This is a genomic window from Paenibacillus sp. N3/727, from assembly GCF_022637315.1.
GTDB lineage: Bacteria > Bacillota > Bacilli > Paenibacillales > Paenibacillaceae > Paenibacillus_AQ > Paenibacillus_AQ uliginis.
This window is the reverse complement of record NZ_CP093336.1, coordinates 3,357,077-3,381,107: the sequence shown is the minus strand read 5'-3', so window position 1 is coordinate 3,381,107 and position 24,031 is coordinate 3,357,077. Positions and strand designations below refer to the sequence as shown.

Sequence of the window (24,031 nt, the reverse complement as noted above, 5' to 3'; positions counted from 1 at the left end):
ACTTTCTCGGTGCTGAAAAACGACCTTTTTGAACACGCACTTTAAATAATATAAATTTAACAAGATTGCGAGGGAAAAATATTGGATATTCATGAGTTTTCAAGCAAATTTGCCAAAGCAACGAAGGCCATGGCTCCACAAGAACGAGAAGCCATCATGAAGCTGTTCCAGGGAATATCAAAAGAACTTTCGGATAAGGGAGCTCAGCCGCTGGCAGCAGACGGCTCCGGCCAGCTTCGTAAGGAAGAGTGCGCATACCCGGAAGGAATGACCAAGCGTTTGCGGGCTTTGAAAGAACATTATTTGACCGCTACGCCAAGTATTACAACCTACCGTGCCAGAGCCTTTACTCAGGTGTACAAGGAAAATTCAGGTCTGCCAGCGATTATGCTGCGTGCTAAGGCTTTCCGTAAAGCGTGTGAAGAGGCTCCGCTGCTCATCCAGGACAACGAGTTGATCGTTGGTCATCCTTGCGGTGCGCCGCGCGCGGGCGCCTTCTCGCCTGACATTGCTTGGCGCTGGACCCGGGATGAGCTCGACACCATTCACAACCGTCCTCAGGATCCGTTCTACATCTCCGAGGAAGACAAACGGCTCATGCACGAGGAGCTGTTCCCGTTCTGGGAAGCCAAATCGGTTGATGAAGTATGTGAACAGCAATACCGGGATGCCGGTCTTTGGGAATTTTCCGGCGAAGCGTTCGTCAGCGATCTTTCCTATCATCAGATCAACGGCGGCGGAGACTCCAACCCAGGTTACGATGTCATTCTTATGAAGAAAGGGATGCTGGATATCCAGCGGGAAGCCAAGGAGCATCTTGCGAAGCTGTCCATGCAAAACCCTGAAGACATCGACAAAATCTATTACTATAAATCCGTGCTGGATACGACTGAAGGCGTGATGGCGTATGCCAAACGGATGTCTGAATACGCATACCAGCTGGCTGCTAAAGAAACAACTCCGAAGCGCAAGGCAGAGTTGCAAAAAATCGGCGAGGTCAACGCTCGCGTGCCGGCTCATGCGCCGACTACATTCCATGAGGCAATGCAATCGGTCTGGACCGTAGAATCTTTGCTCGTAGTGGAAGAAAATCAGACAGGCATGTCTGTCGGTCGTGTGGACCAATATATGTATCCTTTCTATGAGGCGGACAGAAAAGCCGGCCGTCTGACAGAGTTTGAAGCATTCGAGATTGCAGGTTGTTTCCTGATCAAATGCTCGGAAATGATGTGGGTTTCTAGCGCGGGCGGCTCCAAGTTTTTTGCCGGCTATCAACCGTTCGTAAATATGTGTGTTGGCGGGCAAAAACGAGAGGGCGGCGACGCCACCAACGACTTGACTTATCTGCTCATGGATGCAGTACGTCATGTCGGCGTTTATCAGCCTTCGCTCGCTTGCCGTATCCACAATAGTTCTCCTCAGAAATACTTGAAGAAGATTGTGGATGTTGTCCGTGCGGGTTTGGGCTTCCCGGCCTGCCATTTCGACGATTCCCACATCAAGATGATGCTGATGAAGGGCTGCAGTATCGAAGATGCCCGCGATTACTGTCTGATGGGCTGTGTAGAGCCGCAAAAATCTGGACGCTTGTATCAGTGGACCTCCACCGGATACACCCAGTGGCCGATTGCCATTGAGTTCGTCCTTAACCGTGGCAAAATGCTTTGGCACGGAAGCGAGCCAGGATTGGACATGGGCGATTTGCGCAACTTCAAGACCTATGAGGAATTTGAAGCGGCGGTTAAGAAGCAGGTAGAATACATCACCGAGCTTTCCGCAGTGGGTACTGTAATCAGCCAGCGCGTTCACCGCGATTATGCGCCGAAGCCGCTTATGTCGATTATGTATGAAGGCACGATGGATAGTGGTCGCGACGTATCCGCCGGTGGCGCCATGTATAACTGGGGACCTGGTTTGATCTGGTCCGGTCTGGCAACTTACGCCGATTCGATGGCTGCCATCAAGAAGCTGGTTTACGATGACAAAAAATATTCGCTCGAACAAATCCGTGACGCGTTGCTTGCCGATTTCGAAGGTTATGAGCAGATCTACAAGGATTGTCTGGACGCGCCAAAATTCGGCAACGACGACGATTATGCCGATCGCATCGCCGCCGATATCACCGGGTGGACTGAGAACTATCACCGCAAATTTAAAACGCTGTATTCTACCTTCAGCCATGGTACGCTCTCTATTTCGAACAATACGCCTTTCGGTGAGATGACCGGTGCTACCGCCAATGGGCGCAAAGCTTGGTTGCCGCTGTCCGACGGTATCAGCCCTACCCAGGGCCATGACAAAAAAGGACCGACGGCTATCATCAAATCGGTGAGCAAGATAGATGTCGAGGCCATGAATATTGGTATGGTGCATAACTTCAAGCTTTTGCGCGGTTTGCTGGAAACACCTGAAGGAGAGAACGGACTGATTAATCTGCTCAGGACAGCCTCCATTCTCGGAAACGGCCAAATGCAGTTCAGTTATGTGGATAATGAAACGCTGATTAAAGCGCAGCAAAATCCTGATCAATACCGTGATTTAATCATTCGGGTCGCTGGCTATAGCGCATACTTTGTGGAGTTGTGTAAAGAAGTACAGGATGAGATCATCAGCAGAACAATGATTGAGCATTTCTAAAATAGCCCCGTGCCTCTTCTCCGGTGCTGTACGCCGGGGAAGAGACATTCAGGCATTTAGATATGCGGCAAAGGAAGGAGCCACAGCTATGGAGTCAGGTATGCCGGAAAGGCAGGCACGTATTTTCAACATTCAAAAATATTCCATATACGACGGACCCGGTATCCGGACGCTTGTTTTCTTCAAGGGATGTCCCCTGCGCTGTCAGTGGTGTGCTAACCCGGAGGGTCTGGAAAAGAAATATCAGGTGATGTACCAACGGGATCTGTGCAACGATTGCGGCGCATGTGTTGCGGCGTGTCCCCGGGAAATCCACCGTTTTGCCACTTCCGGCTCGCAGGATCCGTCCAAGCCGCAGCATGTGGTTGACCGGAAGATCGAGTGCATTGGCTGCCGGGAATGTGAGAAGGTTTGCCCCGCACGGGCACTCTCTATCGTCGGGATGAATATGACGGTATCGGAAATTGTGGAAATTGTAGAGCAAGATATGCTGTTCTACACTACGTCCGGCGGCGGCGTCACGTTGGGCGGCGGCGAAGTATGTGCGCAGTCTGAATTTGCGGTCAATTTGCTTAAGGAATGCAAGCGCGCCGGAATCCATACGGCCATTGAAACCTCTGGGCATACCAAACCGGAAGCGATTTTGGCCATGGCCGAATATACCGATCTGATATTGTACGATTTGAAACATATGGATTCAGACCGCCATTATCAACTGACTGGTGTACGCAACGAGCGCATTCTCGAAAACTTGCGGGAACTGATCACTCGCAAACATAACGTAGAGGTGCGGATGCCGCTAATGAAGGGGCTCAATGATGATGAGGACACGATCCGCAAAACGGTGGAGTTTCTGCTTCCCTTTAAGGAATACCGGAATTTTCAAGGCATCGATTTGCTCCCTTATCACAAGCTGGGGATTAACAAATACAGGCAATTGGATATGGTTTACACCGTTGAACGCGATTTAAGCCTTAATGAAGCCGATCTGGAGCGTATTGAACGTCAAATAAGCCAATACGATTTCCCGGTTCGGGTAATCAAACATTAAGATTATGCTTCCGAAGCCAGTTTTGTTCAAATCTAAGAAAGTATAAGTTTGTCACCATACTTTAACCTTAGATTTCTCCGCGAAACGTATGCTTCACCTGTCAAAGACGACAAAGCCGTTTACGCTTGGGTAAAGCCAGCGCTTTACAAACTCGCAAAATTTTTAGGAGGACGCTTATGCAGCAGCCTGCTGGGCCTGATCTCGGGCGGATTATTCAGGAGTCGGTGCCGGGCAAACAAGTGACGCTGGCCCATATCATTGCTTCACCCGTGCCTGACATGTATGAAAGACTGGGCATCGATGAAGCGGGGGCTATCGGCATTTTAACACTGTCGCCCACTGAAACCTCCATTATTGCCGCGGATATCGCCACCAAGGTGGCAGTTGTGGAAATCGGCTTTCTGGATCGCTTTACCGGTTCGGTGCTTCTTACTGGGGATATAGCCAGTGTGGAAACGGCGTTACGAGCCATCATTAAGACGTTGGGCGATAGTTTGGGCTTTGCGACGGCGGAAATTACACGGACATGAAAAAACGTATTTTGCTGATCGGCCCTACAGGTTGTGGAAAAACGACGCTGGCCCATGCGCTTGACGGTACGGATCGCCCGCTACGGCGGACGCAGGATGTTATCTACGGGCCGAAGACGATCGATACGCCGGGCGCGTATGTCGAGAATACCTGGATGTACAGCCATTTGATTGCAACGGCGCAGAACGCGAGCCAAATTTTGATTATGATGGACCAGTCCCGGCATCAGGAAGTATACTCGCCCGGCTTTGCATCTTTTTTCACGAAGCCGGTTATCGGTGTAATAACCAAAGCCGATCTTGCGCTGGAAAATGAGAATTACTGTGTACAAGTTTTAAAACGTAGCGGGATAACCGAACCCTTTTTCCGCATTAGTCTTCCCGTGGGAAGGGGAATCGGGGAATTGAAACGTTATTTGTTCGGGTAATAAGAGTGGAGTTGATACCATGAAATTTATTACCGAAATGGAATTGCGCAATGTGTACAGGCTAGAGCCTTTTACATCATACATGGTGGAGCATGGAAGCCGATTGACGCCGGAGGCGCGCCAATTTTTGACGGATCGCCAGATCGCCGTGTCCTATGGGACGCAAGAGCAAAATCAGGAACAAAAGCAAGAGTCACTCCCGAATCCGGAGCGACAGGCAGAAAAGCCGGATTGGCGGCGTGGGAAGCTGCGCTGTCAGATGCAGTCCGTCTCAGCCCTGTTCTTGTTAACCGGGCAGGAGCTGCTGGAGCAGGATGTGCTGCTGGCCCAGAAGGTGCTAGAGCTGTCAAGGCTGTTTTCTGCCCTCCAGAAAGGGGAAGGAGGCGGCACATCCACTGCCGATTTATCTTTCCAGGGTTGTACCGGCATTACTGCCGATGTTCTTTTTGAGGATGCGGGAGATTGCTTTGAGGTAACAGAGTTTCACATTCAATTGGAAAAGGGCAGAGAAATTGCTTTGCTCCACCGTCTGCGCAGCGTTTTGCGCGAGCTTGGGTTTGCGGTGTTGGAAGCCGCAGAAGGGAGGCCCCAAGTAAAGCCGGAGGAACCGATTATTCCTGAAATCAACTATATGATTAACACATTGAGCTCACTTATTTGCAAAACTACAGGAGGTAGAACATGCCTGAGACAAAACCCTTTGCATACTGCGATCAACTGGTAAAGCAATTTGAAGCTGTCATCCAGAAACCGATTCCAGGACGGTCTTCGTTCTACTATACCGGTGTGGATCTGGGAACGGCCTGTGTGGTGCTTACGGTGCTCAATGACTCTCGGAAGCCGGTGGCGGGAGCTTACCGCTACGCAGATGTTGTCCGCGATGGAATGGTGGTGGACTACTTAGGAGCAATTCAGATCGTGAGGGAGCTTAAAGCGCAGTTGGAGCAGCAATTAGGTGTAGAACTAGAATATGCGGCTTCGGCGATTCCTCCGGGAACCGATTTACTGGATGCTGGCGCCATCAAGCATGTGATTCAGGGTGCGGGTTTTGAAGTTACGGCTTTACTGGATGAACCTACGGCGGCTAATGCCGTGCTGCAAATATCCGACGGAGCCATTGTAGACATTGGTGGCGGAACGACCGGCATTACGATTCTGAAGGATGGCAAGGTTGTCTATGTCGCCGACGAAGCAACGGGAGGTACCCACTTTTCTTTGGTGGTTGCCGGGGCATACCAGATGAGTTTTTCTGAGGCGGATTGCTTCAAGCGCGACCCTGCCCATCACCAAGAATTGCTGCCGTTGCTCCGTCCGGTCATCGATAAGGTTTCCTCCATCATCAACCGCCATGTTGTGGGCCATGAGGTCAAGGAATTGTACTTGGTAGGCGGAACCTGCTGTCTGTCCGGTATGGAGACGATCATTGAGCAGAAGACTGGTATTCCTACCTATAAGCCTAGCAACCCTCTGTTTGTCACGCCGCTGGGCATTGCTCTGAATTGTACGCGGGAGGCGATGTGAGTGGAATTTCGGATTATCAAATCTCCTTCCAAGGGGACGCTAGACATTTTGCTTCGTCGCAGAGGAGCGCCCAGTAGTCGGGAAGTTCCCCAATGCGACGCGGTTGGACTAGTGCAGGGGAGACTGATTGATATGATATGGGCCGCTGATGTAGCTGAAAAAGTGGTGGGCGTGACAGTGGAGGATATTCGCGGCAGCTGCCCGCAGAACATGATTCTTCTCGCCATTTTTGGTGACACGGCTTCCGTAGAGGATGCCATCGCCGAGATTAAGCAGAGGAGCGGAAAAGCGGGGAGGAAGGAATGCGATGATTGCGGCTGAATTGATCCACAATATCTGGTCTACCCGTAAAGCAGATTCCCTTGTGGGAATGAAAATGATGCTGGCCGAGGTGATTGGCGGAAGCGACGACGGGCGCCGTTTGATTGTCGTCGATACGATCGGCGCTGGCATAGGCGATCGAGTGATTGTCTGCACTGGCTCTTCGGCCCGAAAAATGCTGCAAACAGACGATGTTCCTGTGGATGCCGTCGTCGTCGGCATCATCGACGCGAACTGCGTGTTCGAATAAATATTCGAACAGAAATCGAATGCAGCGAGAGGGGGCGAGAACTGTGAAAAAACTGATATGCGCTGCGGATGTGGAAGAATGGGTGGCTTCCGGACAGAAGCGGTGCTGCATTGACAGTAACACGATTGTGACACCGGCGGCCCGAGATAGGGCAATAGAGCTGGGGTTAGAGTTTACCAATGAGCCTTATGGGACTATGAGTTCCGAGGCCGCAGGCTGCGAAACTCAGAATGATCTCGACATGAATGCTATTTTTACATTTTTCAAGATTTTATCGGAAAAAGGACTGGTTGAAAAGCTGTTGGGAACGACTCTTGAGCCACCTTATCAGGCGGAGACGGATCCGACTGGCTTGAAACTTGTGCGGGGTCGAACGGTAAAAATGGAAGCTTACGAAACGGGAACATACGGTGCCAAGGTATATCGTCAAGAGGTAATCGGGAAACCGGATTGTCCGATGAGCGCAGGGTTTCTGACTGTCGATCACGATAGCTTCGAGCAGGAGACGGACCACGAAGAAACTTATATCGTGTTGGAAGGTTCGCTCGATGTCACTTTGAACAAGAGAACCTTCACTGCTCATGAGGGAGATGTACTCTTCATCCCCAAAGGGGTAAAAGCGACCAAGGGATCGACGGACTGCGCGAGAATGTTTTATATGACTTCTCCGGCGGGCGGTCCTGATCGGAAGCTGCAGTAACAGGAGGTGGTAGCATGCAGGCGCTTGGATTAATTGAAACGCGGGGACTTCTTCCGGCGATTGAATGTCTGGACATCATGCTCAAATCGGCTCAGGTAGAACTGATAGAAAAGTGCAATGTGGGTGGCGGGCTAGTCACGATCGCGGTAACCGGCGATGTCGGCGCTGTTCAAGCATCCGTGGAAGCAGGTGCCTCCGCGGCGCAACAATTGGGCAGTGATGTGCTCATCAGCCGGCATGTCATTCCAAGACCCCACAACGACATAGCGAGCATCATCGGTCGGCGCAGCGTTTCGAACATTACCAAGGAGAAGGACGAGCTCGCGATGCAAGTGCAGCATACTCAGGTGGCAGAACAGATGCCGGAGCAGACTCCGGAACCGGACACAGTGTCTGATGTTCCAATGGACGCGGCGCCCAATGCCTCAATCAATCGCGGTGGCGAAGAAGGCTTCCCTGTAATGGCGGCCGATCCCGATCAGGATCTTGCGGCTGAAGACGCCAGTCCGGAAATGGACAATGGAGATCCGGCAAAGCTAGACAGTCCATTCAAGCACCAGATTGATGTGCTGGTAAAGGAATCTGGGCTTGACAAAGCAATGGAGCTACTGGAAACGATGACAGTCTTGAAGCTGCGCGGACTGGCCAGAGAGTGCAGTCCCGCGTATGGGATGAGCATGACGACAATTTCCAAGGCAAACAAAGTGAAACTGCTCAAGCGGTTCCGCCAGTATTATCAACAGTAAGCAGTAAGCGAGAGGAGGATGTTTCACTTGGAAAATTATGATTACGACTTGCAATCGATTCAGGAAACCCGGGACTTGGCCCGTGCAGGAAAAGCGGCCACTGATATCCTTGCCGGGTATGATGCTGAACAGATTGACAGAATTGTACAAAACATGGTGCGGACTGCGGAGGTCAACGCTGCCGAACTGGCTGCGCTGGCCGTTGAGGAAACCGGATTTGGCAAGATTGAGGATAAAATCTTCAAAAATCGTCTGGCTTCCACGGAGCTGTATGAATCCATCCGGGATACGAAAACGATTGGGGTTATCCGTGAGGATAAGACGAATCAATTAATAGAGATTGCCGAGCCTGTCGGACTGCTCATGGGTATTATTCCATCAACCAATCCGACATCCACTACGATTTTCAAGTCTATCATTGCGATAAAGGCTCGCAATGGAATTATCTTTTCGCCGCATCCTTCGGCAAAGAAATCCATCATGCGGGCCGCGGAATTGATGCATGCCGCTGCTGTCGAGGCAGGTGCTCCCGAAGGAATCATTGGCTGCGTCACCAAGCCTTCTATGCCGGCGACGCAGGAACTGATGAAGTGCGATGAAATCGCCATGATTATCGCAACGGGCGGCTCGGCGATGGTGAAATCTGCCTACAGTGCGGGTAAGCCGGCGCTGGGGGTGGGACCTGGCAATGTACCGGCCTATATTGAGCGTACCGCTGATATTCCAAAGGCGGTGGCAAATATCATTGCCAGCAAAACCTTCGATTACGGTACAATCTGTGCATCTGAACAGGCTGTTATCGTGGAGGAATGCATCCGTTCTCAGGTGATCGCGGAGTTTGAGCGTCAGGGCGGTTACTTTATGAATCAGGAGGAAACTGCTAAAGTCGCGGCAAAGCTGTTTGTAAAAGGCCATGCCATGAATTCAAGACTGGTGGGACGTTCACCTCAGGTGATCGCGGAAGCGGCCGGTATTCAAATTCCAACAGGTGTCAAGGTGCTGTTAGGCGAACAGCAGGGCGTGGGAGAGAAATTCCCGCTGTCCTACGAAAAGCTAACTACCGTATTGGCGTTTTACACCGTACAGGACTGGCGTGAGGCTTGCGATCTAAGTGTGGGGCTGCTGCGTAACGGCGGCATAGGACATAGCTTCTCCATCCATACGCAGAATCACGATATGGTCATGGAGTTTGCGCAAAAACCTGTATTCCGCATTTTGGTGAATACGGGCTCCACGCAGGGCGGTGTGGGTGCAAGCACCGGGCTTGCACCGGCCTTCACTTTGGGATGTGGAACCTGGGGCGGCAGCGCCACTTCAGATAATGTGGGACCACAGCACTTGATTAATATCAAGCGTGTGGCTTATGGCATTAAGGACTGTACGGCACAAAGCCCTTATTCTGTTCCAACTCCGCAGCCGCCGAAGCAACAGGAGGATGCGCTGCTGTTGAATCTGGTCGATGAGCTGGTGTCTATTTTGCAGAAAAGCGGTGACTGTTAGTGGGGAACTATGATCAAGTACTTTCATTGTTAATGGAGGTTGTATCCGGTGCTGGAAAGGCGGAAAAGGTGCCGCGCTCCATCCCTTTAGGGGTTTCAAACCGCCATGTGCATCTTTCCCAGGCTGATGTGGATACGCTCTTCGGAGCCGGATATACGCTATCCAAAATGCGTGATTTGTCCCAACCCGGACAGTATGCATGTAATGAGACCGTTACGGTCTGCGGGCCCAAGGGGGCCATCGAAAAAGTGCGGGTTCTCGGCCCAGTGCGGAAACAGACCCAGGTAGAAATTATGCGGGGAGACTGTTTTAAGTTGGGCGTGAAAGCTCCAGTGCGTTTGTCCGGGGAGCTTGAAGGCACACCGGGCGTCACGTTGGTCGGGCCTAAGGGAAGCGTATATATTACCTGCGGCTTGATGGTTGCACAGCGCCACATTCATATGACGCCTGATGATGCCCTTTTCTTTGGCGTAACCGACGGAGAAATGGTCAGTATTCAATTTGATGGTCTCCGGGGCGGAGGGTACAATCAGGTCGCAATCAGAGTTAGCAGTGACGCCGCTCTCGACTGTCATATCGACGTTGAAGAGGCCAACGCGATGGATCTAACGTCGGCGTCTGTTATAAAAATCATAAAAAATTGTTAGGAGGAAATGAACATGAGATCGGAAGCTCTTGGTTTGGTTGAAACAAAAGGTTTGGTAGGTTCTATCGAAGCAGCGGACGCTATGGTCAAAGCGGCCAATGTCACCCTGATCGGCAAAGAGATGGCAGGTGGCGGCCTTGTTACTGTGATGGTACGGGGGGATGTAGGAGCGGTGAAGGCGGCGACGGATGCCGGCGCCGCGGCCGCGAAGAATGTTGGGGAACTCGTGTCGGTACATGTTATTCCACGTCCCCACAGCGAAGTGGAAAACATCCTTCCGCCTGCTAAGCAATAATTCAACAAATTATAAGAAAAACGTCTATCGATGTACTTTCTAAGAAGACAGACCGCATTTAGCGGATGTTTTCCTTGCGATTATAGAATTACTTAAGCTCCGCTTAAAACTTATAAATTCTATAATCTTAAAATAAGGCTATGCTTCCGAAGCAAGTTTTGTTCGGTGAGCTAGCGCTTTAGTCTCACAAAACTTTTAGGAGGAATGTAACATGAAATCGGAAGCATTGGGTTTAATTGAAACAAAAGGTTTGGTAGGTTCTATCGAAGCAGCGGACGCTATGGTCAAAGCGGCCAATGTCACCTTGATCGGTAAAGAGATGGTAGGCGGCGGACTTGTCACCGTAATGGTACGAGGCGATGTAGGAGCAGTGAAAGCGGCAACGGACGCTGGTGCCGCAGCCGCACAGCGTGTAGGGGAACTGTTATCTGTACATGTGATTCCTCGTCCTCACAGTGAAGTGGAAAACATTCTTCCCGCTGCTAAGCAATAATTTTTATTCATGTTCTGAAAAAGGCCAAAACTCAGTAAAACGGGTTTTGGCCTTTTTATTTTTGTCTGCAAGAATCCGCTTTTCGAAAGCTTGTCGAAGTGGTGTATTTCTATAAATAAGGCTTTGAGGAGGAGGGAAGTACTATTTCCAAACAGGTTGAAAATTGCTATAATAGAGATGATATATTGTGAAAAATTTAGCATGTAATGTCTATTTTCCCGTTCATTCTCGGTGAAAGGTGCAACGAGATTATGCTGAAAACCGATAGTCCGATCGCAACCAAAGTATACGCACGATACAGCGGCATCCTGTCTCTTTCCAAGTTCTCGCTGCTTCTGCACGATCACAATGGAGACGTTTTGCTGGAGTTCAATCCGTCCCCTGATTTCTGCAGGCATTTTTGTTGGGAGAATCCTACGCGACCTTGCGCGGATTATTTGAAGCGCTTTATTTCCGGCGAACAGGGGCGATTTGTTTGCTGTTACGGCCTGGAGAATATTTTGCTACCTATTATGGTCAAAGATGAGGTTGTTGGCTTCATATCGGGGATGCAGGCGTACTCCCAGGAGAGGGAATTTCAGAAGTATCTGATTAACACGGCGGAATTGGCCGAAATGAAGGGGCTAGATTTGGAAGTTGTCGCGAAGGCGATATCAGCTTTTCCAACCATTGACAAGGAAAAAGCAGATATTCACGAGCAGCTTTGCCATCATATCGCAAGGAATATTGCGCTCGACATCGCCGAAAGCTCGCAGGACAACACAAGGATTATCAATCGTCTATCTGCGGAAAAGGAAATACTGGAGAAGAAAGTGATTGACTTAGAAGCAAAAAATATGTCTCTAGTCATCAATCCGCATTTTCTGTTCAATACTTTAAATTCCATTGCCCGCATCGCCTATTTCGAACACTCCCATACAACGGAGGAATTGATCTATTGCCTGTCCGACTTGCTCCGATACAATGTTAAACAGGATGATCAGCTTCATACCATCGCATCCGAAATGGATAACATTGAGAAGTATTTGTATATACAAAAGGCGCGTTTCAAGAATCGTCTGCAGTATGAAATCATTGTTCCTAATGAAATAAAGGCTTATCGCATTCCGAATATGGTGATTCAGCCTATCGTGGAAAATGCAGTAATTCATGGAATTACCCCTAAGCGGGACGGGGGAACCGTTCGTCTGATTGCCGAAAAGTACAGAAATGATATCACCATTTCTGTTATTGACAACGGTAACGGGTTCTCGCCAGAGGTACTAAAGCTCATTCATCAGCCGGACAGCAAGATCGGCGTGGGCTTCCGTAGTACCGATAGCCGTTTGAAGCGTTATTTCGGAGAAGAGTATGGGTTATCGATCGTGAAATCCGATTACAGCGGGAGCACAGTTAACATCCGCATCCCCACCCAACCAATTGCGAGGTGATGCAATGAGCGTAGTTATGTTTGTTGAAGATGAACCGATAGAACTGGAATTTCTTCAATCCATCGCGCAGGAAATCCTGGGTGCTGAAGATAAGCTTCTAATTTGTGATACGGGTATGCAAGCGATTAAGCTCGCCAAGCAATATCGGCCGGATATTATTTTTATGGATATCATGCTACCTGAAATGGATGGAATATCCTCGTTACAGGAAATTCGCCGTTTTCTCCCTGACGCATGCGTGACGATATTGTCTGCCAGCTCGGATTTCTTCTATGCACAGGCGGCAATCAGTCTGCAGGTACACGAATATTTGCTTAAGCCGGTCAAGCCGGAAAAATTGCGGCAAATGATTCGTAAGGGGCTGGAGAAGGCCTCTCAATCAGAAGATAATTATTTAATAGAAACTTATCAGATAGAATCGGCTCAAGAATGTCAGCGCTTTATTAAAGAAGCAGTCGATTATATTCAGCAGAATTACAAAGATAAGCTGACCCTGCAAATGGTGGCGAGTCATGTGTACATGAATGCCCAATATTTTAGCCGCATATTCAAAAGGGAGCTCGGCGTTACTTATACGGATTATGTGAATAAGCTCAAGATTACACATGCCTGCAAGCTTCTTGAGACTACCGGGTATCCCGCCTATCGCATCTCCACAGAATGCGGCTTTACCGATCCGTCTTATTTCAACCGGGTATTCTACAAGCAAATGGATATGACGCCGAAGGAATACAAAAAAAGCGTCCTAGTCAAAGAAACAAACACGAAATAGAGTTCCAGAAGTCTCCCCCGATTACGGTGGGAGGCTTTTTTGACATTATAGAATTTATAAGTTTTTTGGGGTTATTTTATTGGCTTTATCGTCCTAAAAGTACGAATAGTACAAGAATGGAGAAAAAGTAATTCAGGGAGTCCAACAAGAGGTACGGTTAGTAAAAGGCGCAATGGCCGCTTTGTTATACAATGAAGATACATCTACTAAGATAAATCTACTTAAACAGAGGTGTATGGATGATGAAGGAAACAGTGGCAGCTCCCATGGCTACGGCCGGCATGCTGAAACAAAAGATGAACAGTCGTTTCCGAAGAAATGGAATCGCTTACGGGCTGATTTCCGGGTTAACGTTCGGCCTTTACAGTACCGTCGTTGCCCTAGCCATGATGAAGGAGCCTTTTCTGGGGGTCATAGGAGCGTTTGCGGCGCCCATAGTGGCATCGGCGATCAATGATGCTTTGGCGGCGATCTGGCTTTTGATCTGGAACTTCAAGAAAGGGAAGATCAAAGAAATCGGCCGCAGCCTGGTAACAATACCGGGGTTGATGGTCGCAATTGCCGCGGTGTTTGGCGGCCCAATCGCCAACGGGGCCTATTTGGTTGGGATTGATATGGCTGGAGCGGCGGCTATCCCCATTTCGGCGCTTTGTCCGATGTTTGGTGCTATTTTCGCGCGAATGTTCCTGAAGCAGAAGATTGATAAACGGGTGGCCCTCGGCATGTTCATCTGTGTTATCGGGGCGGCGCTCATTTCCTATGTCAAGCCTGATGGGGGCGTGGACAATTTCACACTAGGCATTATTTTTGCTCTGGTGGCTGCACTTGGCTGGGGACTGGAAGGCGTATTTGCTACTTTCGGGATGTCTATGCTTGATTCCAATATCGCCATTACCATTCGCGAGGGCGTTTCCGGAATCGTTTACATTGCTGTGCTGATACCTATCTTCAGCGCGACAGATCTCTTTACTTCCGTACTTGGCTCCGTGTCGCCTATGCTCATTATCACGGCTGCGGCCCTGTTTACGGCAATCTCTTTCCTGACATGGTATATGGCCAATAGTATGGTTGGCGTTGCAGTCGGAATGTCGCTCAACATTACCTATGTACTGTGGGGGGTTGTCTTTGCCGCTATCTTCCTCGGTAGTTCGTTGACTCCTACAATAATTGCCGGCGCAGTTATTATTACACTTGGAGCGCTTTTAGTTTCGATGAATCCAATGGATCTGTTCAAAAAGAAGGAGGCGTAAGCAAATGCCATTGTTGCCGATTCGCTCCCGGGTGCTGCTTTTCATGTCCACTGTGCAGCAAGCTAATATTGATGATGCAATGGACGCTTTGAAAAGCGAATATGGTGGAGAACGTCAATTTACAAGAGCAAACTTTCTGGATCATATGCTGTCGTTGCAGGCAAACGGACTGATTGACGAGGTTCATTACGAGCTGGATGCTAACGGGGAATTATGTATGTACTATGCAATCAACGATGAGGGAATTCGTACGATCAATAAATATTTGCCTAAAAAGTGGACGCAAAACTATGAACAATCCATGGCGAATTAATATTAAAATAAAATCTATTTTGTGGTCAAAGTCCTCTTCACCGAACGGATCAATCCGGCAGGTCAGCGCGTCCGTGTTGATTAATCGGTGGAAGAGGAGTGATGAAGATCCCGTTCTCCCGTCAGGAGGACGGGATTTCTTTTTCTATATCCAGCTACACCTTTAGGTATCCTGCGATGTCTGAGTTAATATGCTGACGATACAATAACGCATCCCAAAAGCCTCAATTTCAGTGAGAACTAATAACTTACATTTTCATCAAAATAATGAACAAACTCTTTAATATTTTCGATTACGAAGGCCTCTATTTCTTCCTCTCTAATACACTCACATTATTAAAATAGATTCCATTAGGCAATTATGGTGAAGGCATGGAACTCCATCTTAAATTTACAGTTGTAATAGGTTTTCAATTAGGTTATATTTACAATTGTAATAGTTTAACACCAAGTTAGTAAGGGAGGGACAAACAATGGAGAAAATGCCCAAGATTTCGGAATCTGAGTGGGAAATCATGAAGGTCATTTGGCGGGAAAACCCGATGACAGCCGAGCAAATTGTGCAGCATTTGCCGGAGGGTACGGACTGGAGCGATCAGACGGTCAGAACCTTTATTAACCGGTTAATGAAGAAAAAAGCGCTGGGCTACCAGAAATCGGGCAGAAGTTATCTGTATTATCCGTTAATTTCAGAGCAAGAGTGCGTGCGCGCGGAAAGCCGTTCTTTTCTAAACCGGGTCTTTAACGGCGCAGCCGGATTGATGATGACCAATTTTTTGGAGGAGACCCAGCTGTCGGATCAGGAGATCGAGCGATTGCAGCAAATTTTGCTGGAGAAGCAAGGAAAAGAAACAAAAGATTCAAAAGACTAATCACAGCCTTAAAAGTACGTGTTCAAAAAGTCAGACTTTCAGCACCGAGAAGGTTGGATTAAGCTAGGGCGTGAGGAGCGGAGCGTACGTAGTTGGTACGTGAGCACCGGAAGGCCCGGCTGAATTCAAGATTCGATGTCGAATAAACTTTCAGTGCTACTTCGTGATCAAAGGGGGACTTTTTGAACAACCTCTAAAAGCGTGAAATTTAACCAAATGAGGTTATACCATGGATATAGCTGAACATCTCTTCAATTGGTTTGTTGCCTCGACGCTGATGGCAAGCGCAGTTGCAGTCGTGGTGCTGGCAGTTCAGCATCTGTTCCGCAGACGCATCCATGCGCGTTTGAGGCATGCACTATGGCTAATTGTATTGTTGAGGCTCATGCTGCCGGTACTGCCGCAAAGTCCGGTAAGCTTGTTCAATGCAGTTCCGGCATGGACAGACATAAAAAATGCTGTATTAGGGGTTTCGTATCAGTTGAACAAGCCTGACGCGATATCCGAACACAGCCAAATAAAAAACACATATCAGCCCTATTATACAACGAATGAAGCTGAGAAGAATACTGTTTTGCAGCCTTTTTTGACCATGAAAGATACAGAAGAACATATCACAGCGGGCATAGAGAGAGAAAGCCATCCGGCTGTTCGCGTACTGGCTGTAGTTTGGCTGACGGGTGCGGGCGTCTTGCTCGGATATAACCTGACCTACTGGCTGCGATTCCAAAGAAAACAAAAACATCTCAGTCCTGTTGACAGTACTGCGATATTGAAGATTGCGGAAGAATGCCGAAACTTATTTTCCATGAAACGCCCTGTGGGGATTTACGTGGATCCATCCGCTCAGAGTCCGTATATTACTGGAGTTTTCCGTCCAGCGGTCTATTTGCCGAAATCGCTTATTTCAGAAGCAATCAATGAACAACTGCTCAAGCACGTGATCGCGCATGAGCTGGCCCACTACAAACGAAAGGATACGATCTGGAATATGGTCGGCGGTCTGGTGTTTGGTGTTCACTGGATGAATCCATTCGTATGGTTCATGCTGCGGCAGATGAAAGCCGACCGGGAGCTGGCCTGTGATGCCTGTGTCCTGGAGGCGCTTGGGGAAGAAGAGGCTGTGCCTTACGGTATGACGATTATCGGATTTCTGAGACGGTATGCTGCGGAAAGAAGCCAGGCGCATCTTCTTTATTTCAAGGGTTCGAACGATCAAAAAGAGATGATGAGGAGAATTAGAATGATCCAATCTTTTAAAAAGGGTTCTTATAAATTTTCAATGATGGCGGTCATTCTCGTACTCTTGATCGGTACGGCAACGCTGACCAATGCACGAGCATCCGGAGCGGGAGCTTCCGCTTGGGTTCATGCCGAAGACGGCGGGAATGAAATGCTATTTCCGAATGAAGAATTTCGGGTATATGATAACCTTGAAAAAGGGGCGAAGGTGGCACCGTTTAAATTTAAAGTTCCATCCTTGCTGCCAGAGGGCTATGGTTTTAGCGATTTGAGCATTCAGTTCGATGCTTCGCCATCGAGTGTCCACCTATCGTACGAGACTAAAATAAGCAAAAGTAGTGGCAACTTCAGCTTGAGAATCAAGCCAGGCACTGATCTTCAGAAACAATATGATCAAATTTTCAAGGGAGAGCAAGACAGAACCGATCAGAAGGATAGCGGGAAAGTTATAGAGAAAGAATCCCTATCCTTAGCCGGCATAGATGAAGGCTATAAAATTACGATTCGCATGACCACCTGGAAGGGACAGCCTGAAAGATATTATTATATCTGGAAGGATCAAGGCATAAGCTATGAATTAAGCTCCTACATCTTGTCTAGCAACGAAATGGAGCAAATGATCGCTTCCATGAAATTACCCGATGCGGAGCTGAACAAACTTCATGAAGACAATGAGTATCATGGCAAAGTCTTGACCGATTTGTATGATACCGAGGATATCCGACGTGCTCAGAAGCTGGTTGGTTTTAAAGCCGCTTTTCCGCGCAAGCTGCCCGGGGATTTTGCCGCCAGCAGTTCCTATGTTTCCCGTAAAGCGAATTTCAATCATGTAGAGAATGATGAGGATTCCATGCGCAAACTGTTTAATGTCACTTATAGCCGAGGCGATCACAAACAGAAAAATAAAGCTGATTCCGGCATCCGAGACGTTTCATTTAAGCAGATGTTAAACGGGGATATGTATCAGGAGATGAAAAAGAAAGGCCAGGTTTCTTTTACGAAAATTGACGGTGAAGGTAATAATGTTAAGCTCACGGCCCTAACTCTGCAGGGGAAAGAAGTACTTCGTACTGAACCTTACAATCTGGATGGCAAACCTAAAGGACCTAATGATCTTAGACTAGTCAGCTACTTCTGGTTTGACGGTAAGGTTTGTTATCAAGCCATTTTCAGCGGCCAAGGGCCGGAGGAGCAAAAAATAGTGCAATATTTGATGAAGCCGGACCGGTAAAATAAGATAGAAAAAAGGTTGCAGGATAAGGAAGCGCCCCAACAGGTTTATTAACCTAGGGGCGCTTCTTCTTTTGATGTCGGAGGACAAGAACTTATGATGCGAGGTAAGGATATGAGGCCGTACAGAGGAAATAATGTGGAAGAACCACCAAAGGATGAAAAATCAAGTAGGGTGGTTCTTTTTTTCTCTCGTTTTCTATGCCACATTATATATGGGGGCGATGAAGAATGTTCCAGGATTTCAAGTTCGTTAGTGACCGTCCGGTCGCGATACAAGTGAAAGAATTCGTCAAACGTTTAATTATAAAAGGGGCGCTTCAAGCGGATCAGAAGCTGCCCTCCACACGAGAAATGAGTGGTCTGCTTAAGGTGAGCCGCAATACAGTCATTGCAGCCTATGAAGGCTTGGAGGATGACGGATTTACGTATGCTATTCCCGGCAAGGGCAACTATGTGGCTGCAATGGTGGGCCAGTCAGCTGTAAATAACGGAGAAACTGACAGCTCTGCTGCCGGGCAGATCGACTGGAAGTCAAGAATGAATGAATATGCTGTATCGGCTGTAGAGCTGGATATGATGAAACAGGGCATTCGTGCCAAAAAAAGAAGCATCTCGTTCACAAGCATCGCTCCGGATGAGCAACTGTTCGATCTCGGAAATGTAAGGCGAGCCTTTATGGACCGGATGGCAATCGAAGGGCAGGTGCTGCTCAACTACGGCTACGCCAAGGGCTACAAGCCACTGATCGATTACCTGATGCATTATATGGAGAACAAGGGCGTCGATATAAGCGGCAAGGATATGCTGATTACAAGCGGGTTTACAGAAGGCTTTGACATTGTACTGTCGGCATTACGCCCTTCTGCACGCCGCGGAGCGGCAATTTGTGAAAATCCGACACATCATACAGCGATCAAAAATTTGAAGCTGCAAGGATTTGAGATTACCGGCATTCCGATGGAGCATGACGGAATTGATGTGAAGCAGCTAGAGGCGGTACTGCAGACCAAGAGCTTTGATCTGGCCTATTTAACTCCTTCCTATCACAATCCGACAGGCATCGTCATGTCGCCGGAAAAGCGCAGCACCGTTATGAAACTAATGATGCGTTATCAGATTCCGGTGATCGAGGATGGATTCAATGAGGAGCTGCGCTACTCGGGAGCGCATGTTGCACCTTTAATAGCGACAGCAGGGCAAGGGAACGGAGTTATCTATATCGGCAGCTTCTCCAAGGTGCTGTTTCCTGGCTTGCGAGTAGGTTGGGTGCTTGGAGACCAAGAGCTGATCGACACTCTGGTAAGCATTAAGCGTGCACGCACTATTCATACATCAACAATCGATCAATCGATTTTATATCAATATTTGTTTAACGGAAATTTCGATAAGTATGTAAAAAAAGCACGTACGGAGTATAAGCGCAAATATGAGCTGACAAAGGCTTGCTGTGAAGCACATCTTCCTGAGGCGCAGCTGTCTGGCGACGGGGGCTTGCATTTGTTTCTCACCTTTCCACCTGGCATAGATACACACCAGCTGCTTGATGCCTGCATAGAGCAAGGTGTAATTTTCACACCGGGAGACAGGTTTTTTATTCAAGAAGGCGAAGGGACGAATACATTGCGACTTGGTTTTTCACGAGTATCTGATGAAAATATCAAGCGGGGTATTCAAATCATCGGCAAACAGGTGCGTAGCTTTCTTAAAACATAACGATTTAGAAATGAGTCAATTGAAGACGGAATTGTTCTGGCCAACGCCAGCGGTTAGTCTGTACCCTTGGAGCTACAGTGGTCCGAAGAACAATCCGTATCACACAACGATTTTAAGAAAAAGAGGTGTTATGATGAAAATTGGCGTTATTATGGGCGGTATATCCTCTGAGCGTGAGGTTTCTCTGAAGACAGGTCAAGAGATGATCAATCATTTGGATCGCTGCCGCTATGAAGTGGTTCCAATTGTGATCGAGCAGCGAGTGGATTTAATCTTGCAGGTCCAGCAGGCTAGCATCGATTTTGCACTTTTGGCTCTGCATGGACAATATGGCGAAGACGGCACGGTACAGGGAGCGCTGGAGACGCTGGGCATTCCGTACACAGGCAGCGGTGTCCTGGCAAGCAGCTTATGCATGAATAAGCAGCTGAGCAAGATGCTGCTGAAGGCAGCGGGTGTGCATACGCCTGCTGGCCTTTGCTGGCAGGGCATGGACGATTATGATCCACAGATGGTGGAGCGACTGGGCTACCCGGTTATTGTAAAACCGAATACAGGGGGATCAAGTATCGGCATTCAGCTTGTACAAAATGAGAAGGAGCTGCTGCCGGCTGTTCAGGAGGCTTGCAGTTTGGATCAAGCGATCTTGATTGAGCCGTATATTAAAGGACAGGAACTCACCTGCTCGATAATGGATGGCGAGGTATTGCCAATTATCGGCATTCGCTCCGCTCGTTCGGAGTGGTTCGACTACAAAGCAAAATATGAAGCCGGTGGTGCTGAAGAGAATGTGATCGTTCTTCCTCCAGTTATTGAGAAGCGTGTGCATGAGGCGGCACTGGCTAGCTACCGGCTGCTGCAATGTAAAGTCTATGCAAGGGTCGATATGATTCTATGTCAGGATACGCCTTACGTGCTGGAAGTGAACACATTGCCGGGAATGACCGCGAGCAGCCTGCTTCCGAAAAGTGCAGCTGCTGTGGGTATAACCTTTTCACAGCTGCTGGACCGCATTATTGCCAGCTCGCTCCATGAGCGAAAACTGGAATGGGGGATGGTGCAATATGTATAGTGAAGAGGGTACGGGGCGATTTTTATCCTCACGCGTTAGGGATATTCGGCCATCGGGAATTCGCGCTTTTTTTGATCTGAATGCAGCAGGCGGAGATACAATCGCCCTTGGGGTAGGAGAGCCTGATTTCGTTACACCGGAACAGGTACGTGGAGCTTGCATTCAGGCATTGCATGAAGGGAAGACGAAATACACTTCGAACGCCGGCTTGATGGAGCTGCGTGAGGAGCTATCTACTTACTTTTCCAACAGCTTCGCACTTTCCTATGATCCCGAGCAAGAAATTGTCGTGACAGTGGGAAGCAGTCAAGCTGTCGACCTAGCTCTGCGGGCAGTGATCGATCCTGGTGACGAGGTACTAATTCCGGCGCCAAGCTATATTGCCTATGAACCAATTACCCATCTGCACGGAGGTGAAATTGTGGAGGTGATGGCTACTGCTGAAGAGCAGTTCAAGCTGACTCCTCAAGCGCTGCAAGCGGCAATTTCGCCTCATTCAAAGGCTTTGATAATCAATTATCCGTGTAATCCGACCGGAACAGTTATGACAGAGCAGGATTGGTTGCCGATTGTTGAGCTCATTATCAAACATAATCTGGTTGTCATTTCGGATGAAGTTTATGCCGAACTGACTTATGGGAGAAAGCATGTCAGTATCGCCTCCATGCCGGGCATGAAGGAGCGCACGATTGTCATCAGCGGTTTTTCCAAAGCTTTTGCAATGACAGGCTGGCGGGTAGGCTATGCGTGCGGTCCGCGTGAGCTGATTACCGGCATGCTGAAAATCCACCAATACACGACCATGTGTGCTCCTACTATTGCACAGATTGCTGCGCTCGAATCATTGCGTCATGGCATGGTAGCCAAAGATGAGATGATGGCGAGCTACAATGAACGCCGCAAGCTGTTTGTGGCCGGATTGAATGCAATAGGGCTGGCCTGTCACGAGCCTGAGGGAGCTTTCTATGCCTTCCCTTCAATTACTTCTACTGGTATGTCTTCTGAGCAGTTTGCTCTTCGGCTGCTGAAGGAAGCGAAGGTGGCGGTCGTACCCGGACATGTATTCGGATCAGGCGGTGAGGGCTTTATTCGCTGCTCATATGCAACCTCGCTCGTCGATTTGGAAAAAGCGCTGGAGCGGATGGGAAGGTTTATGCAGGTGATGCAGCCGGTTTGATGAAAACTTCAGCATGTAGAAGTATCTAGAGAGAGCTTCAACTTTTCACTGAAGTGGGTTGAAGCTCTTTTGGTTTACTTATGTGGAGGACTCCATCGTTGCGGTTTCGATAGAACATCAATCACGAGGATATGGTAGAGATATTGTACAATTTCTTGTTAATGAAATCATTAGCAATAGACCAGAGACCAGAGACAAGACTGAGTGCTCCTCCCAACAATTATTAATCATAAAATAGTATGCAAAACATCTCTAACCAAAGTCCATACCTATTACTTCTTCGGATTGGTCAAGTCTTTGTCATTCCCATTGAAGATTTTTACTCCAACTTTATACTTTCCTTAGAAATTCCTGTTACGATGTTCCTGCAGATAAGAGAGTAACGTTAATGGACTTCTAAGGAGGAAATATTCAGCATGCAAGCAGTACAACGATTAAAGGGATTGATAGCTCTGGGACTGGCATTTACGCTTATTCTATCCCCAGTCAACGCATCAGCAGCAGCACCACAAAAGAACGCCGGAATGAATGAGAATGTACGAGAGATTACATCGCTCACGTCTTCAGACTACAAGGATTTGGCGTTCTTGAAGCCGATATTGAAGGATAAGACGGTCGTGAGCCTCGGCGAGAACTTCCACCGTGTTGCGGAATACAGCAGCATGAAGACGAGACTGATCAAGTATTTGCACGAAGAGCTCGGTTTTGACGTGATCGCATTTGAATCAGGACTTGGGGATGCCTTCATGACGAGCGAGAATGCCGGCACATTGACCTCGGCAGAGATGATGCAGCGTTCGATTTTCCCGATCTGGCATTCCAAGGAGACGCTGAATTTATTCGATTACATTAAGAAGCAGCAGGGAACCAAAAATCCACTCTATCTTGCGGGTTATGACATGCAATTCACTTCGGGTTATCTCACGCAGTTTATTGCCGGTTGGATTGCCAAGGTGGACAAAGAGCAAGGCGAGCAGTATTTCAACTTCGAAATGCAAGCAATGACGGATTTGTATAAAGTGCTAAACCAATACGGCATGGACGATAGCCATCCGGAGGCGAAGGCGGAGATCAAGAAGGTCAAGGAAGCGTACGAACCGAAATATATGGCATTGATCCAATTCATCCAAAAGCATAAGAAAGAACTCGCCGCAGCTTACCCAGCCAACCCGCATATGGTGGATATTGCGGTCAAGACGCTCGAAGATCGGATCAAGTTCATCGAGATGGGAATGTACGATACGAAGGAAAGCTATGAATTCCGCGACCGGATCATGGCCGACAACGTCGAGTGGTTAATGAAGGTGATGTACCCTGGTAAGAAAGTGATTTTATGGGCACATAATGATCATCTGGCGAAGAATACATCCAAGATTCAGACGAAAGAGCAAGGGAAATGGATCGGCAGCTTTACCAGCATGGGCGAACTGCTCCATAAGAAGCTGAAGGATAAAGCTTATGTGGTCGGACTATATATGAACAGCGGCAAGGCCAGCACCATTACGACGCAAAAGAACTTCGATATCAAGCCGATGCCGAAAGGAAGTCTGGAGGAGCTGATGATGCGCAGCGGCTATAAAATTGCTTTTACCGATCTATCCAAGCACAAATCCCCGAACCAGAGCAACTCATGGATGTTTAAGCCGATCTATGCAGCGGAGGATGGCATGACCTCTGAGATTATCATGCCTATGTCAATGCGATTCGTTCCGAAAGAGCAGTTCGACGGCATCATCGTCTTCGATAAAGTGAAGGAACCAACAACGAAATTCTAATCTTGTTCCATTGGAGAATCAGTCGTTCCCCCTGTCGGTAACACCGCGCGTGTTGCAGCAGGGGG

24 protein-coding genes are annotated in these 24,031 nt (G+C 48.4%); all 24 read left to right on the top strand.

The features are described from left to right. Window positions 1–81 precede the first annotated feature (81 nt). The 24 genes from cutC (at window position 82) to MNQ98_RS15325 (ending at window position 23,966) form a co-directional block, all read left to right on the top strand. The gene (cutC, locus tag MNQ98_RS15440; RefSeq protein ID WP_241929056.1) at window positions 82–2,637 is read left to right on the top strand and encodes a choline trimethylamine-lyase; all 2,556 of its coding nucleotides are present in this window, start codon (window positions 82–84) and stop codon (window positions 2,635–2,637) included. Continuing rightward, a complete protein-coding gene (gene cutD, locus MNQ98_RS15435; RefSeq protein WP_241929055.1) occupies window positions 2,624–3,688 on the top strand; it encodes a choline TMA-lyase-activating enzyme in 1,065 nt (354 codons plus the stop codon). Before cutC ends, cutD begins: the two co-directional genes overlap by 14 nt. Window positions 3,689–3,864: 176 nt before the next feature. Then, entirely contained in the window at window positions 3,865–4,218 is a 354-nt protein-coding gene (locus tag MNQ98_RS15430; RefSeq protein WP_241929054.1) for a BMC domain-containing protein, read from the top strand. Further along, window positions 4,215–4,646: a EutP/PduV family microcompartment system protein gene (locus tag MNQ98_RS15425; RefSeq protein ID WP_241929053.1), complete on the top strand. Its 432-nt coding sequence runs from the start codon at window positions 4,215–4,217 to the stop codon at window positions 4,644–4,646. Before MNQ98_RS15430 ends, MNQ98_RS15425 begins: the two co-directional genes overlap by 4 nt. A gap of 19 nt (window positions 4,647–4,665) precedes the next feature. After that, window positions 4,666–5,370 carry a cobalamin adenosyltransferase gene (locus tag MNQ98_RS15420; protein ID WP_241929052.1) on the top strand — a complete coding sequence of 235 codons (705 nt, stop codon included), beginning with the start codon at window positions 4,666–4,668 and terminating at the stop codon, window positions 5,368–5,370. Continuing rightward, window positions 5,328–6,167: an ethanolamine utilization protein EutJ gene (gene eutJ, locus MNQ98_RS15415; protein ID WP_241929051.1), complete on the top strand. Its 840-nt coding sequence runs from the start codon at window positions 5,328–5,330 to the stop codon at window positions 6,165–6,167. The genes MNQ98_RS15420 and eutJ overlap by 43 nt, the downstream gene beginning before the upstream one ends. Further along, window positions 6,168–6,488 (top strand): BMC domain protein, encoded by a 321-nt coding sequence (locus MNQ98_RS15410; RefSeq protein WP_241929050.1) that lies wholly within the window; start codon window positions 6,168–6,170, stop codon window positions 6,486–6,488. It begins immediately after the preceding gene. Then, window positions 6,475–6,738, top strand: coding sequence for a EutN/CcmL family microcompartment protein (locus MNQ98_RS15405; protein WP_241929049.1), 264 nt, complete (start codon window positions 6,475–6,477; stop codon window positions 6,736–6,738). The genes MNQ98_RS15410 and MNQ98_RS15405 overlap by 14 nt, the downstream gene beginning before the upstream one ends. 43 nt (window positions 6,739–6,781) lie before the next feature. Beyond that, a complete protein-coding gene (locus MNQ98_RS15400) occupies window positions 6,782–7,438 on the top strand; it encodes a cupin domain-containing protein (protein WP_241929048.1) in 657 nt (218 codons plus the stop codon). 14 nt (window positions 7,439–7,452) lie between these two features. Further along, window positions 7,453–8,184, top strand: coding sequence for a BMC domain-containing protein (locus MNQ98_RS29635; RefSeq protein WP_277883661.1), 732 nt, complete (start codon window positions 7,453–7,455; stop codon window positions 8,182–8,184). 27 nt (window positions 8,185–8,211) lie between these two features. After that, window positions 8,212–9,684 (top strand): acetaldehyde dehydrogenase (acetylating), encoded by a 1,473-nt coding sequence (locus MNQ98_RS15390; RefSeq protein WP_241929047.1) that lies wholly within the window; start codon window positions 8,212–8,214, stop codon window positions 9,682–9,684. After that, complete coding sequence (locus MNQ98_RS15385; protein ID WP_241929046.1) at window positions 9,684–10,331, top strand: phosphate propanoyltransferase; 648 nt, start codon at window positions 9,684–9,686, stop codon at window positions 10,329–10,331. Before MNQ98_RS15390 ends, MNQ98_RS15385 begins: the two co-directional genes overlap by 1 nt. Before the next feature lie 12 nt (window positions 10,332–10,343). Then, on the top strand, window positions 10,344–10,625 hold the full coding sequence (locus MNQ98_RS15380) for a BMC domain-containing protein (protein WP_208920378.1): 282 nt from the start codon (window positions 10,344–10,346) through the stop codon (window positions 10,623–10,625). A 211-nt stretch (window positions 10,626–10,836) separates the two neighbouring features. Next, window positions 10,837–11,118 (top strand): ethanolamine utilization microcompartment protein EutM, encoded by a 282-nt coding sequence (gene eutM, locus MNQ98_RS15375; RefSeq protein ID WP_208919824.1) that lies wholly within the window; start codon window positions 10,837–10,839, stop codon window positions 11,116–11,118. 251 nt (window positions 11,119–11,369) lie between these two features. Continuing rightward, window positions 11,370–12,548, top strand: coding sequence for a histidine kinase (locus MNQ98_RS15370; protein ID WP_241929045.1), 1,179 nt, complete (start codon window positions 11,370–11,372; stop codon window positions 12,546–12,548). Window positions 12,549–12,552: 4 nt separating this feature from the next. Continuing rightward, entirely contained in the window at window positions 12,553–13,320 is a 768-nt protein-coding gene (locus tag MNQ98_RS15365; protein WP_241929044.1) for a response regulator transcription factor, read from the top strand. Between the two features lie 242 nt (window positions 13,321–13,562). Beyond that, a complete protein-coding gene (locus MNQ98_RS15360) occupies window positions 13,563–14,570 on the top strand; it encodes a DMT family transporter (protein ID WP_241929043.1) in 1,008 nt (335 codons plus the stop codon). Window positions 14,571–14,574: 4 nt separating this feature from the next. Beyond that, window positions 14,575–14,883 carry a hypothetical protein gene (locus MNQ98_RS15355; RefSeq protein WP_208919827.1) on the top strand — a complete coding sequence of 103 codons (309 nt, stop codon included), beginning with the start codon at window positions 14,575–14,577 and terminating at the stop codon, window positions 14,881–14,883. A gap of 472 nt (window positions 14,884–15,355) precedes the next feature. Continuing rightward, window positions 15,356–15,754, top strand: a complete 399-nt coding sequence (locus MNQ98_RS15350; protein WP_241929042.1) for a BlaI/MecI/CopY family transcriptional regulator — start codon at window positions 15,356–15,358, stop codon at window positions 15,752–15,754. Window positions 15,755–15,983: 229 nt separating this feature from the next. Continuing rightward, on the top strand, window positions 15,984–18,227 hold the full coding sequence (locus tag MNQ98_RS15345) for a M56 family metallopeptidase (RefSeq protein ID WP_241929041.1): 2,244 nt from the start codon (window positions 15,984–15,986) through the stop codon (window positions 18,225–18,227). Between the two features lie 230 nt (window positions 18,228–18,457). Beyond that, on the top strand, window positions 18,458–19,942 hold the full coding sequence (locus MNQ98_RS15340; RefSeq protein WP_241929040.1) for an aminotransferase-like domain-containing protein: 1,485 nt from the start codon (window positions 18,458–18,460) through the stop codon (window positions 19,940–19,942). A 133-nt stretch (window positions 19,943–20,075) separates the two neighbouring features. Further along, window positions 20,076–21,014 carry a D-alanine--D-alanine ligase gene (locus MNQ98_RS15335; RefSeq protein WP_241933934.1) on the top strand — a complete coding sequence of 313 codons (939 nt, stop codon included), beginning with the start codon at window positions 20,076–20,078 and terminating at the stop codon, window positions 21,012–21,014. Further along, window positions 21,007–22,191 carry an aminotransferase class I/II-fold pyridoxal phosphate-dependent enzyme gene (locus MNQ98_RS15330; RefSeq protein ID WP_241929039.1) on the top strand — a complete coding sequence of 395 codons (1,185 nt, stop codon included), beginning with the start codon at window positions 21,007–21,009 and terminating at the stop codon, window positions 22,189–22,191. Before MNQ98_RS15335 ends, MNQ98_RS15330 begins: the two co-directional genes overlap by 8 nt. Window positions 22,192–22,607: 416 nt before the next feature. Further along, the gene (locus MNQ98_RS15325; protein WP_241929038.1) at window positions 22,608–23,966 is read left to right on the top strand and encodes an erythromycin esterase family protein; all 1,359 of its coding nucleotides are present in this window, start codon (window positions 22,608–22,610) and stop codon (window positions 23,964–23,966) included. Window positions 23,967–24,031: the final 65 nt, after the last annotated feature.